A 12543-nucleotide genomic window follows, 5' to 3' on the forward strand; every position below is an offset into this window, starting at 1 on the left:
GGTAAATTCCGGCCGGCGTCGAGGCTGTGACCACCACCCGGACCACCTGGGCGAACCGGAGCGGGCTTACCCTCTCGGTTCCCGCACTCCTCCCCAGTAGATTGCGTTCCCGTCGCCCCCGGTCCGGCAGCACGCCGCCGGCACCGCCCGGCCGACGAGCAGGGTATGCGGGCCGCACGCCCGAGACCGATCTTGGAGGATCCATGAAGGCCCGGCCGCACGTGACGCTCGAAGACGTCGCACGCAGCGCGAACGTCTCGCTCGCGACGGCGTCGCGGGTGCTCAACGGCACCGCGTCCGTCCGCGCCGACCTGCGGGAGCGGGTCTCGGCCGCGGCGGCCGAGCTGGCCTACGCCCCGAACGCCCACGCGCAGGCCCTCGCCGGGGGCACGCACCGGACGGTCGGGGTGATCTGCCACGACGTCAGCGACCCGTACTTCGCCGCCATCGCGGGCGGGGTGATGCGGGTGGCCACGGACAACGGGCTGCTGGTGATGCTGGCCGGCACGTTCCGCGACCCGGACCGCGAGGTCGCCTACGTCTCGACGCTGCGCGCACAACGGGCCGCGGCCATCCTGCTGATCGGCTCGGCGTTCGAGGACCGGGCGTGGGAGCGCGCGATGGCCGCGGAGCTGGAGCCCTACCGCCGGGGCGGCGGCCAGGTGGCGGCGGTCAGCCGCCACCGCGGCCTCAAGATCGACACCGTCCAGCCGGACAACAAGGGCGGCGCCGCCGAACTGGCGAACGCGCTGGTCGGCCTCGGCCACAAACGCTTCGCCGTACTGGCCGGCCCGCGCCGCCTGAGCACGGTCATCGACCGGCTGGCCGGCTTCACCGACGGCCTGGCCGCACACGGCATCGACCTGCGCGAGGACGACGTGGTCGAGGGCGCATTCACCCGCGACGGCGGTTACGAGGCGACCAAGCAGCTGCTGGCCGGCCGCAAGCGCAAGCTGCCCACCTGCATCTTCGCCGTCACGGACGTGATGGCGATCGGCGCGATGACAGCATTGCGCGAGGCGGGCCTGTCCATCCCCGGTGACATCTCCCTGGCGGGCTTCGACGACATCCCGGTAGTCCGCGACCTGGCCCCAGCCCTGACCACCGTCCGGCTCCCACTGGAGGAACTGGGCGAGCGAGCAATGGACCTGGCCATCAAGGGCGGCAGCGCCAGCCGCCCGAGGACGATCCGCCTGGCGGGCGAAGTAGTACTGCGCGAGAGCACCGCCCGCCCCCAACGCTGACCCGACCGCCCCGGCCAAGCCGCCGAAGTCACGCCGGGCGAACGCACCGCACGCCCCCAGCGCCGGCCGAACGACCAACGAGCCGGCTGCGCGAGAGGACCGCACGCTCCCCCGTGCCGACCCGACGCTCCGGCCGGGCCGCCAGGGTCGTGCCAGGCGAACGCACCGCACGCCGAACGCCGGCCGAATCGCCGACCGGTTGTGCCTGCGCGAGAGCTGCGCCGCGCCGACCGAACGGACCGGCGAGTTCACGCCGCGAGAAGCACCGCCGCCGAGCGCAGGCCGAACGGGGCGGCCGAGCCCGCGCATTCACTTCGCGAGAAAGCACCGCGCCCCCAAGCGCCGGCCGAACAGGCCGGACAAGCCGGCGAAGACGCGCTCGGAGAAAGCAACACCCCGCCCGAACGGTGACCGGCCGACCCGCGCGAGCCGGCGAATCACCCCCGCGCGAGAACGCACGCCCGAGCGCCGACCGGCAGGGCCGCCGAATCGTGCCGCACGAATGCACCGCTCGCCCCAAGCACTGCCCCGACGGCCAAGCCGAGCCACCGAATCGCGCCGCGACGAGCACCGCCATCCTCAAGTCCAGGCCGAACAGGCCGGCCGAGCCACCGAATCGCGCCGCGACAAGCACCGCCCATCCCCCAGGTCCAGACCGAACAAGCCGGACAAGCCGGCGAAGTCGCGCTCGGTGAATGCCCGCCGCCCGACTCTGACCGGACAAGCCGGGCGAATCACTCCGCGAGAAGCACCACACACCAGGCCCAGACCAAACGGCCCCGCCAAACCGCCGAAGTCGCGCCGCAGGAAACCACCTCTCCCTCCCCAAGCGCCGACCGAACCGGCCGCCAAGTCGCCGAACTCGCGCCACGAGAACCTCCTCGCACCCCGTGCGCTCACCGGACAGGCCTTGTCGCGCCTCCGCGCAGGCCCTACCGTAGTCGGCGAGAAAGCGCTTTCTGACGACACCTCCGGAGGTTCCCGTGCTCGTGCTCCCCACCCCCGGCGGCGAGCTCACGACGTGGTCGCCGGGCGGGCCGCGACCGCCCGCGCCGCCGTCGGCACCTCCTACCTCGCGAATCGCCTACGCTGCCGCGCACGTTGTGGCCGATGCGCTCGCCGATGAGCCCTACGCCGTGGACTGGGACGCGACGCTGGCCTTTCGCGAGCACCTCTGGGCCAGCGGGCTCGGCGTCGCCGACGCGATGGACACCGCGCAGCGCGGCATGGGCCTGGACTGGGCGATCACCCGCGAACTGGTCACCCGGACCGGCGCGGCCGCGAACGGGCGGCCCTGGGTCGCCGGCGTCGGCACCGATCAGCTGGCCGAGGGGCCGGCCACCGTCGCGTCCATTGTGGACGCCTGGCGGGAGCAGCTCGACCTGGTCGGTGGCGCCGGCGCGGTGCCGGTCGTGATGGCCAGCCGGGCGCTCGCCGCGGCGGCTTCCGGGCCCGGTGACTACCACGCGGCCTACGGCAAGCTGCTGTCCGAGGCCGGCGGGCCGGTGCTGCTGCACTGGCTGGGCGAGCAGTTCGACCCGGCGCTGGCCGGCTACTGGGGCCACGACGACGTCCGGGCCGCGGCCCGCGAACTCGGCGCGCTCTGCGCCGAGCACGCCGGCACCGTCGCGGGGGTGAAGGTGTCCGTGCTCGACGCCGCCGCCGAGACGGAGTTCCGGCGGGCGCTGCCGGCCGGTGTGCGGTGCTACACCGGCGACGACTTCCACTACCCCGAGCTCATCGCGGGCGACGAACACGGGCACAGCGAGGCCTTGCTCGGGATCTTCGATCCCCTCGCGCCGGTCGCCGGGGCCGCGCTCGCCCGGCTCGACGACGGCGACCGCGCCGGGTTCGCCGCGCTGCTCGACCCGACCGTGCCGCTGGCCCGCGAGATCTTCCGCGCGCCGACCCGGCACTACAAGACCGGCGTCGTCTTCCTCGCCTACCTCAACGGGCACCAGGACCACTTCCGGATGATCGCCGGCCAGGAGTCGGCGCGCACCATCACGCACCTCGCCACCCTGCTGCGCCTCGCCGACGACGCCGGCGTGCTGGCCGACCCCGACCTGGCCGTGGCCCGGATGCGGCCGCTGCTGCTGGCCGCCGGAGTGGCGTGATGGACGAGCGGCTCAGCCTCAACCAGATCACCACCAAGGCCTGGTCGCTGCCCGAGGCCGTCGCCGGGTGCGCGGAAGCGGGCGTCGGCTGGATCGGCCTGTGGCGTGACAAGGTCGCCGAGACCGGCGTCGACGAGGCCGCTCGCCTGCTGAAGGAGCACGGCATCCGCGTCTCTTCCTTGTGCCGTGGCGGGTTCTTCACCGGCGTGACGCCTGAAGGGTCCCCTGTGGACGGTGTGGCGCAGACGCGGGAGGCGATCGACGAAGCCGCCGCGCTGGGCGCCGGCGTCCTGGTGCTGGTGGTCGGCGGTGTCGCGGGCAACGACCTCACAGCGTCCCGGCAGCGCGTCGCGGACGCCGTGGGCGAGCTGGCACCCTACGCCGGGGCACGCGGGGTGCGCCTGGGCCTGGAGCCGCTGCACCCGATGCAGTGCGCCGACCGGTCCGTGCTGTCCACAGTGGACCAAGCGCTGGCCATCGCGCTCGAGCACCCGGCCGAGCAGGTCGGGGTGATCGTCGACGAGTTCCACGTCTGGTGGGACCCGCGGATCGAGGAGTCGATCGCCGCGGCCGCCGGGCGGATCGCCGGGTTCCACGTCTGCGACGTCCTCGTGCCGCTGCCCGACCCGCTGCTGGGCCGCGCGCTGCCGGGCGACGGCCCGATCGACCACCGGCACCTGCGGGCCCGCGTCGAGGCCGCGGGCTACACCGGCCCGATCGAGGTCGAGGTGTTCAACGGCGACCTGTGGGCCCGGCCGGGCGCGGAGGTGCTCGCCGAGACCATCACGTCGTTCGAGCGGTACGTGGCCTGAGACGTCCGGCCGCCGGTAGCCTCGAGCCCATCAGGCGGACGGGGGGTCGCTCGGTGACGGACCAGCAGAGCGACGACGGCGCGGTCCGGAGTGTGCTGCGCACCTTCGACCTGCTCGCGCTGTTCACCGAACGCCACCGCACCTGGGCCGTCAAGGACCTCACCGCGGCGAGCGGCCTGGCCAAGACGACCGTGCTGCGCCTGGTCGCCACCTGCGAGCAGCGCGGCCTGCTCTGGACGCGCCCGGACGGCCGGGTCACCGTCGGGCCGGGCCTGCTGCGCTGGGCCACGCTGGCGAACACCGCGTGGCAGCTGCCCGAACCCGTCCGCCAGGTCTTGCGCGAACTGGCGCTGGAGTGCGGCGAGACGGCCGGGCTCTACGTCCGCAGCACGACGGTGCTCGTCTGCGTCGCCCAGCAGGAGGGCCCGCAGGGCATCCGGCACGTCGGCCGCGTGGGTGACGAGCTGCCGCTGACGTGCGGTGCGGCGGGCCTGGTGCTCGACGCGGGCGCGGCCGGGGGCGCCGAGACCAGCCACGGCGAACCGGAGGCCGGGGCGTCCAGCGTCGCCGCGCCGGTGCACGACGCCGACGGGCGGGTGCTCGCCGCGCTCGCGATCACCGGGCCGACCACGCGGCTCACCGGACCGCGGGCCGCCGGGTTCGGCGCGTCGGTGACGGCGGCCGCGCGGCGGATCACCCGGATCGGCTTCGGCACCCGCCCCGACCAGCCCTGACGTGGTCCGGCGGCCGTCCGGTTACGCTTCCGGCATGCCGAACCTGCTGGTGGTGGAGGACGACGCCGCGATCGGCAGCGTGCTCGAATCGACTCTGCGACTGCACGGTTACCAGGTGTCCTGGCGGCGCGACGGCCGCACCGCGTTGCAGGCCGCCGACGGCGGCGAGGTCGACCTCGTCCTGCTCGATCTCGGCCTGCCCGACCTGGACGGCGTCGAGGTCTGCCGCCGGCTGCGGGCCGCGCTGCCCGCGGCGGTGCTGGTCATCCTCACGGCCCGGCAGGAGGAGATGGACGTCGTCGTCGGCCTGGACGCCGGGGCCGACGACTACCTCACCAAGCCGATCCGGCTGGGCGAGCTGCTGGCCCGGGTGCGGGCGCACCTGCGCCGCGGCGCGCCCGCCACGGCCCGCCCGCCGGTGACCGTCGGCGGCCTCACCGTCGACATCGCCGGGCGCCGCGCCAGCGTCGACGGGCACGAGGTGGTGCTGCGCGCGAAGGAGTTCGACCTGCTGGCCCGGCTGGCCGAGCAGCCCGGCGTCGCGGTCAGCCGCGAGACGCTGATGGCCGAGGTCTGGGACGCGCACTGGTACGGCTCGACGAAGACGCTGGACGTGCACATCGCGGCCGTGCGCCGCAAGCTCGCCGCGGCCGCCGGTGCCGGGGCGGCCGTCCCGCTGATCGCCACCCTGCGCGGGCACGGCTACCGCCTGGAGGACCCCGCGCGGACCGGGGCGCAGCGGTAGCCGTGCGCCGCCGGATCATCTCCTTGACGGTGCTGGTCGCGCTGGTCGCGACCGTCCTGTTCGCGCTCCCGCTGGGCGTGGCCGTGATGCAGTACTACCGCGACGACACGACGTCGGACCTGGAACGCGCCGCCGACGCCGCCGCGCTGGCCGTCGCCCACGAGCTGAACGCCGGGCTGCCGCCGGTCGTGCCGCCGCTGGAGGGCGACGAGGCCGAGGGCGCGGTCGGCGTCTACGCGCCGGACGGGCGGCTGCTCGCCGGGCAGGGGCCGGCCGTCGGCGGCTCGATCGAGCTGCAGGCGGCGAAGGCCACCGAGGACGTCGTCACCGGCCGTCAGGACGGCGAAGTGGTGCTGGCCGTCCCGGTGGTCAACGGGACGCGCACGATCGGCGTCGTCCGCGCCGCGTTGCCGGTGTCCGACCTCTACCTGCGGGTCGGGCTCACCTGGCTCGCCATGGCCGCGCTCGCGGTGGTGGCGATCGGGGCCAGCTGGCTGATGGCCCGGCGGGCCACGTCCCGGCTGGTCCGGCCGCTGGAGGAGCTGGCCGCCGCGGCCGAGCGGCTCGGCGACGGCGACTTCACCGCCCGCGCACCGCGGGCCGGGATCGCGGAGATCGACCAGGTCGGCGAGGCGCTCGACGCCACCGCGACCCGCATCGGCGAGACGCTGGAGCGTGAGCGCGCGTTCTCCGCGGAGGCGTCCCACCAGCTGCGGACGCCGTTGACCGGGTTGCGGCTGCAGCTCGAAGCCGCGCTGGAGACGCCGGCGAGCGACCCGTACGCGGCGATCCGCGCCGGGATCGCGTCCGCCGACCGGCTGGAACGCACCATCGAGGACCTCCTGGCCCTGGGCCGGGAACGGCGGGCGCCGCGGGCCGAGCTGGCGCTCGACGTCCTGCTCGACGAGGTCCGCCAAGCCGGGGACGCGCTGCTCGCGCCGCACGGGCGGACGCTGCGGATCGTCCGGGACGACCCGCCACCGGCCCGCGCGGCCGCCGCCGCGGTCCGGCAGGTGCTCGGCGTGCTGCTGGACAACGCCGTGACGCACGGGCGCGGCACGGTCACCGTGCTGGCCCGCGACGCCGGCGACGCGCTGGCCATCGACGTCGCCGACGAAGGCCCGGACCTCGGCGAGACCGACCCGTTCGCGAGCGCGCCGAGCGGCCACGGCATCGGCCTGCGGCTGGCGCGCAGCCTCGCCGAAGCCGAGGGCGGCCGGCTGCGCCTGAGCCTGCCGGCCCCGCCGACGTTCACCCTGCTCCTGCCCGCGTCCAGCCCGCCGTGACCACCGAATCCCGATGGAATGATTCGCCACGGATCGAGCGTCTTGTGCAATGAATCACCTGTGATTCATCTTTACGCGCAATGTTCTCCTGTTTTGCGCTTCCGCGACGGCGGATACGGTCGTCGGCATGACTCTGCGAGCCGCGACCGTGCGGCGGAAACCGGTCGCCGACCTGATCGCCGAAAGTGATCATGGCACGCTGAAGCGGTCGCTCGGCCTCGGGCAGCTCACCACGCTGAGCATCGGCGCGACGCTGGGCAGCGGGATCTTCGTCGTGCTCGGCGAAGCGGTCCCGGTGGCCGGGCCGTCGGTCGTGCTGTCGTTCGTGCTCGCCGGGATCACCGCGCTGTTCTCCGCCCTGTCCTACGCCGAGCTCGCCGGCATGATCCCGCTGTCCGGTTCGTCCTACTCCTACGCCTACGCCACGCTCGGCGAGCTCGTCGCCTGGGTCTGCGGCTGGTGCCTGATCCTCGAATACGGCGTCTCGGTGGCGTCGGTCGCCGTCGGCTGGGGCCAGTACCTCAACGAACTGCTGCGGCTGGTCTTCGGGTTCGCCATCCCGGACGCGCTGAGCCAGCCGCCCGGCTCGGGCGGGATCGTCAACGTGCCGGCCATCGTCGTCGTGCTGCTCGCGATGGTGTTGCTGCTGTCGGGGGCGAAGGAGAGCGCGCGGGCCAACACGATCATGGTCGCCGTCAAGATCGCGACGCTGGTGCTGTTCTGCGTGATCGCGTTCACCGCCGTGCAGGCCAGGAACTTCTCGCCGTTCCTGCCGCTCGGGCTGGCCGGGATGAGCGCCGGTGGCGCGAAGCTGTTCTTCTCCTACATCGGTTTCGACGCCGCGTCGACCGCCGGCGAGGAGGCGAAGAACCCGCAGCGCGACCTGCCGCGCGCGATCCTGCTCTCGCTCGTCATCGTCACGGTGCTGTACTGCCTGGTCGCCGTGGCCGCCGTCGGCGCGCTGCCGTGGCAGCAGTTCGACGGCCAGGAAGCCGCGCTCTCGCACGTGCTCTCGGCGGTGTCGGACAACAAGCTCTGGGCCGCGCTGCTGGCCGTGGGCGCGATCGTGGCGATCTCCAGCGTCGTGCTGACCGTCCTCTACGGGCAGACGCGCATCCTGTTCGCGATGTCCCGCGACGGCCTCGTCCCGAAGGCGCTGTCCACAGTGGACGCCAAGACCGGCGCGCCGCGGACCAACACGCTGGTCGTCTCCGGCTTCGTGGCCGTGCTCGCCGCGTTCATCCCGCTGGGCAAGCTGGCCGACGCCACCAGCATCGGCACGCTCTTCGCGTTCGGCCTGGTCAACATCGCCGTCCTCCTGCTGCGACGGCGCCAGCCGGACACCCCGCGCACGTTCCGCGTGCCGTTCTCGCCGGTCACGCCGCTGCTCGGCGTGCTGTGCTGCGGGTACATGATGTTCAGCCTCGACGGCGCCACCTGGGTCGTCTTCGGCGCCTGGATGCTGCTGGGCCTGGTGATCTACTTCGGTTACGGCATCCGGAAGTCGCGGCTGTCATGAGGGTCGCCGTCCACCAGGGGCCGTTCGCCGAGCTGCCCGGCGCCGTCGCGGCGGCCGGCGCCGACCTCGTCGTCGCGGCCGAGATGATCACCACCGGCTACCACATCGGCGCGCGCACGCACGAACTCGCCGAGCCGGCCGACGGGCCGACCGCGGCCCGGATGTCCGCGCTGGCCCGGGAAACCGGCGCCGCGCTGGCGTACGGCTACCCGGAGGCCGACGGCGAGCACGTCTTCAACAGCGTCCAGCTGATCGACAACGCAGGACGGCGGCTGGCGAACTACCGCAAGACGCACCTGTTCGGCGAGATCGACAAGGACTGGTTCGCCCCGGGCACCGAAGCCGTGGTGCAGGCCGACCTCGACGGCGTCCGCGTCGGGCTGCTGATCTGCTACGACGTCGAGTTCCCGGAAATGGTGCGGGCGCACGCGCTGGCCGGCACCGAGCTGCTGGTCGTGCCGACCGCGCTGATGAGCCCGTACGAGCTGGTCGCCGACACGCTGGTGCCCGCGCGGGCCTACGAAAGCCAGCTGTTCGTCGCCTACGCCAACCGGTGCGACACCGAGCGGGAGCTGACCTACTGCGGCCGGTCCTGCGTGGTCGCGCCGACCGGTGAAGTGCTGGCCCGCGCCGGCGCCGGGCCCGCGCTCATCCACGCCGACGTCACCCGGGACGCGCTCGTGGCGTCCCGGCTGGAGAACACCCACCTGGCCGACCGCCGGCCCGAACTGTACCGAGGAACCACCGCATGACCTCCGCTGTCCCGACCGCGATCCACCACGACGAGCCGGCGGGCCGCCCGATCACGATGTTCGGCCCCGACTTCCCGTTCGCCTACGACGACTACCTCGCCCACCCCGCGGGCCTGGGCTCGGTGCCGCCCGAGCGGCACGGCACCGAGGTCGCCGTGATCGGCGGCGGCCTCTCCGGCATCGTCACGGCGTACGAGCTGATGAAGCTCGGCCTGCGCCCGGTCGTCTACGAGATCGCCGAGATCGGCGGCCGGCTGCGCAGCGTGCGCTTCCCGGGCTGCCCGGACGACGTCGTCGCGGAGATGGGCGCGATGCGCTTCCCGCCCGCGTCGACCGCGCTCTACCACTACATCGACAAGGTCGGCCTGGCCACGACGCCGTTCCCGAACCCCCTCGCGCCGGAGACGCCGAGCACCGTCGTCGACCTCAAGGGCGAGAGCCACTACGCGCGGACGCCGGCCGACCTGCCCGCGGTGTTCGCCGAGGTCGCCGCCGCGTGGGACCGGACGCTGGGCGAGCACGCGTCGTTCGCCGAGATGCAGACCGCGATCCGCGACCGCGACGCGAAGACGATCAAACGGCTGTGGAACGAGCTGGTCCCGAAGCTGGACAACCAGACGTTCTACGGCTTCCTCTGCGATTCGCCCGCGTTCGCGTCCTTCCGCAACCGCGAGATCTTCGGCCAGGTCGGCTTCGGTACCGGTGGCTGGGACACGGACTTCCCCAATTCCATCCTGGAAATCCTGCGCGTGGTCTACACCGGCGCCGACGACGAGCACCGCAGCATCGTCGGCGGCAGCCAGCAGCTGCCGCAACGGCTGTGGGAGCACGCGCCCGCCGAAATGGCGTTCTGGCCCGCCGGGACGAGCCTGAGCACGCTGCACGGCGGCCGGCCGAACCCCGGCGTCACGCGGCTGCACCGCACCGCGCCGAACAACATCACGGTGACCGACGCCCGCGGCAGCATCCGGACGTTCCCCGCCGCGGTGTTCACCGCGCAGAGCTGGATGCTGCTGTCGAAGATCGAATGCGACGAAGCGCTGTTCCCGATCGACCACTGGACGGCGATCGAGCGCACGCACTACATGGAGTCGTCGAAGGTGTTCGTGCCGGTGGACCGGCCGTTCTGGCTGGACCCGGACCCGGTGACCGGGCGCGACACGATGAGCATGACGCTCACCGACCGGATGCCGCGCGGCACCTACCTGCTCGGCGACGACCCGGCCGCGCCCGCCGTGATCTGCCTGTCCTACACGTGGGCCGACGACTCGCTGAAGTGGCTGCCGCTGACCGTCGGCGAGCGCGTCGAGGTGATGCTGCAGTCGCTGCGCGAGATCTACCCGGGCGTCGACGTCCGGCGGCACATCATCGGCGACCCGGTGACGGTGTCGTGGGAGGCCGAACCGCACTTCATGGGCGCGTTCAAGGCCAACCTGCCCGGCCACTACCGCTACCAGCACCGGCTCTTCACGCACTTCGTGCAGGACTCGCTGCCGGCGCGCCACCGAGGCCTGTTCCTCGCGGGCGACGACGTCTCGTGGACGGCCGGCTGGGCCGAGGGCGCGGTGCAGACGGCGCTCAACGCGGTGTGGGGCGTGTTGCACCACCTGGGCGGCGAGACGGATCCCGCGAACCCCGGCCCGGGTGACGGATTCGCCGACATCGCGCCCATCGCGTTGCCGGACTGAGCCGTGCCCCGATCGTGGTACCCCGTCTGCCATCGCGGGAGATTGAACTGCCTGGCGCAACGGGCCATGCGACGATAGGCCGCATGAACACCGAGCCGGCGCCGCGATGGCGAAGACTGGAACCGGACGAACGGAAGGAACAGATCTTCGCTTGCGCGGCGCGGCTGTTCGGTGACCGCCCCTACTCGGAAGTGTCCACTTCGGACATCGCGGCCGCGGCGGGCGTGGCGCGCGGGCTCATCAACCACTACTTCGGCACCAAACGCGAGCTGTATCTGGAAATCATCCGCCGCGCGCTGACCGTGCCGCGGCTGGCCATCGAGATCCTGCCCGAGGGCCCGCTCGAACTGCGGGCCGACGTCGCGATCGACTGGTTCCTCGACATGGTCACCAGCCAGGAGCGGATGTGGCTGGCCGCGATCGCGCCCGAAGGCATCGGCCGGGACCTCGAAGTGGAGCGCATCCTCGAAGAGGCCGACCGGGAGTCGGCCGATCGCGTGCTCGAAGCCGTCGGCCTGTCCAGCGAGAGCGAGCACGGCCGCGAGCTGAACGCGCTCGTGCGCGCGTTCGGCGGGATGGTGAAGTCGGCCGGGCGGGAGTGGCTGGTGCGCGGTTCGCTGACCCGGGAGCAGGTGCACCTGCTGCTGTCGAAGTCGCTGGTCACTCTGGTCGGCGAGATCTTCCCGGCCATCCAGCAGGCGCCGCCGGCGCCGCGTCAGGGCGACCTCGCCTAGGCGCCGGGACAGACCGAAGCCCCCGGCGCCACGAGGGGGAGGAGGGCGCCGGGAGCTTCGGGTCGATGGACGAACCACCGACGCACGCTCACGGTACGCCGGAGCACTGTCAAGTCGCTGTCAACCCGGTGGAGCCCTGGTCACGCAGCTCTTCGAGGCGGTGGGCGAGCCCGTCGAGGCACCGCTGGACGGCGTAGTCGTAGAGCTGCGCGTAGTAGTTCGCCGCCAGGTCTGGGTCGCCCATCAGGTCGTGCATCGCCGAGCCCAGCTCGGCCATCCCGGGCAGGTCGGAGCGCTCGCGATAGGTCGCGTACGCCTCGGTGTTCTCGATCCGCAGCGCCAGCGCGCCCTCGCGGTCGTCCTCCATGGCGACGAACTGGCAGGCCGTCATCACCATCAGGTTGTAGGCGAGCGCGCTCTCGCTGCCGAAACCGGCGGTCAGCAGCACCCCGACCCCGGCGTCGATGCTGCGGGTGGCCGCGTCGACCGACGGGCCGAACAGCGCCAGGCGCCGCGCGCAGCCCGGGTAGGTCCGCAGCACCGAGCGCAGCCCGGCGAGCAGCTCGGTGAACCACACCTGCCACGGCAGGTCCGGGTCCGGCAGCTCCAGCAGCCCGACGACCCGGTCGACCACGGCGTTCACCACCGCGTCCCGGTCGCCGACGTGGTGGTAGATCACCGCCGGGTAGGCGTCGACGGCGCGGGCGAGCTGCCGCAGCGTCCAGTTGTCGAGACCGACGTCGGAGGTCAGCTGAGTGGCCGCGCTGACGACCCGTTCGGCCGTGATCGCCGGCAGTCCCGCTGCGGCTCGTGACCGGGGACGTGCTCCGGTGCCCGAGGATGAGGTCGGCATGGGGCGATACGGTATCCGCACGGACCGGGCCGGTGCCAGCGCCGCGAGTCTGGGGCAAG

At 73.1% G+C, this 12543-nt stretch carries 11 protein-coding genes; 10 read left to right on the plus strand and 1 reads right to left on the minus strand.

Annotated features, from left to right (window positions below):
• The first annotated feature begins 203 nt into the window (after positions 1–203).
• From MUY22_RS00160 to MUY22_RS00205, 10 genes are all read left to right on the plus strand, one after another.
• Positions 204–1244, plus strand: a complete 1041-nt coding sequence (locus MUY22_RS00160; protein WP_247055677.1) for a LacI family DNA-binding transcriptional regulator — start codon at positions 204–206, stop codon at positions 1242–1244.
• 983 nt (positions 1245–2227) lie between these two features.
• Positions 2228–3361 carry a DUF993 family protein gene (locus tag MUY22_RS00165; RefSeq protein WP_247055679.1) on the plus strand — a complete coding sequence of 378 codons (1134 nt, stop codon included), beginning with the start codon at positions 2228–2230 and terminating at the stop codon, positions 3359–3361.
• The gene (locus MUY22_RS00170) at positions 3361–4173 is read left to right on the plus strand and encodes a sugar phosphate isomerase/epimerase (RefSeq protein ID WP_247055681.1); all 813 of its coding nucleotides are present in this window, start codon (positions 3361–3363) and stop codon (positions 4171–4173) included. The genes MUY22_RS00165 and MUY22_RS00170 overlap by 1 nt, the downstream gene beginning before the upstream one ends.
• 53 nt (positions 4174–4226) lie before the next feature.
• Entirely contained in the window at positions 4227–4907 is a 681-nt protein-coding gene (locus MUY22_RS00175; protein ID WP_247055683.1) for an IclR family transcriptional regulator, read from the plus strand.
• A 34-nt stretch (positions 4908–4941) separates the two neighbouring features.
• Complete coding sequence (locus MUY22_RS00180; RefSeq protein ID WP_247055685.1) at positions 4942–5652, plus strand: response regulator transcription factor; 711 nt, start codon at positions 4942–4944, stop codon at positions 5650–5652.
• Between the two features lie 2 nt (positions 5653–5654).
• A complete protein-coding gene (locus MUY22_RS00185; protein ID WP_247055687.1) occupies positions 5655–6938 on the plus strand; it encodes a HAMP domain-containing sensor histidine kinase in 1284 nt (427 codons plus the stop codon).
• A 127-nt stretch (positions 6939–7065) separates the two neighbouring features.
• Positions 7066–8457, plus strand: coding sequence for an amino acid permease (locus MUY22_RS00190; protein ID WP_247055689.1), 1392 nt, complete (start codon positions 7066–7068; stop codon positions 8455–8457).
• Positions 8454–9209, plus strand: a complete 756-nt coding sequence (locus MUY22_RS00195) for a carbon-nitrogen hydrolase family protein (protein WP_247055691.1) — start codon at positions 8454–8456, stop codon at positions 9207–9209. The genes MUY22_RS00190 and MUY22_RS00195 overlap by 4 nt, the downstream gene beginning before the upstream one ends.
• Positions 9206–10897 (plus strand): NAD(P)/FAD-dependent oxidoreductase, encoded by a 1692-nt coding sequence (locus tag MUY22_RS00200; protein WP_247055693.1) that lies wholly within the window; start codon positions 9206–9208, stop codon positions 10895–10897. The genes MUY22_RS00195 and MUY22_RS00200 overlap by 4 nt, the downstream gene beginning before the upstream one ends.
• A gap of 83 nt (positions 10898–10980) precedes the next feature.
• On the plus strand, positions 10981–11631 hold the full coding sequence (locus tag MUY22_RS00205; protein ID WP_247055695.1) for a TetR/AcrR family transcriptional regulator: 651 nt from the start codon (positions 10981–10983) through the stop codon (positions 11629–11631).
• Positions 11632–11740: 109 nt separating this feature from the next.
• Here the strand turns inward: MUY22_RS00205 and MUY22_RS00210 are convergent, their stop codons facing one another.
• On the minus strand, positions 11741–12484 hold the full coding sequence (locus MUY22_RS00210; protein WP_247055696.1) for a TetR family transcriptional regulator: 744 nt from the start codon (positions 12482–12484) through the stop codon (positions 11741–11743).
• Positions 12485–12543: the final 59 nt, after the last annotated feature.

Source organism: Amycolatopsis sp. WQ 127309 (assembly GCF_023023025.1).
Taxonomy (GTDB): Bacteria; Actinomycetota; Actinomycetes; order Mycobacteriales; family Pseudonocardiaceae; genus Amycolatopsis.

Bases quoted from the DNA above. Each gene is read 5' to 3' on its own strand.
- MUY22_RS00180 (WP_247055685.1), top strand. From the start codon at position 4,942: ATGCCGAACCTGCTGGTGGTGGAGGACGACGCCGCGATCGGCAGCGTG.
- MUY22_RS00190 (WP_247055689.1), top strand. From the start codon at position 7,066: ATGACTCTGCGAGCCGCGACCGTGCGGCGGAAACCGGTCGCCGACCTG.
- MUY22_RS00170 (WP_247055681.1), top strand. From the start codon at position 3,361: ATGGACGAGCGGCTCAGCCTCAACCAGATCACCACCAAGGCCTGGTCG.
- MUY22_RS00210 (WP_247055696.1), bottom strand. From the start codon at position 12,484: ATGCCGACCTCATCCTCGGGCACCGGAGCACGTCCCCGGTCACGAGCC.
- MUY22_RS00195 (WP_247055691.1), top strand. From the start codon at position 8,454: ATGAGGGTCGCCGTCCACCAGGGGCCGTTCGCCGAGCTGCCCGGCGCC.
- MUY22_RS00200 (WP_247055693.1), top strand. From the start codon at position 9,206: ATGACCTCCGCTGTCCCGACCGCGATCCACCACGACGAGCCGGCGGGC.
- MUY22_RS00160 (WP_247055677.1), top strand. From the start codon at position 204: ATGAAGGCCCGGCCGCACGTGACGCTCGAAGACGTCGCACGCAGCGCG.
- MUY22_RS00205 (WP_247055695.1), top strand. From the start codon at position 10,981: ATGAACACCGAGCCGGCGCCGCGATGGCGAAGACTGGAACCGGACGAA.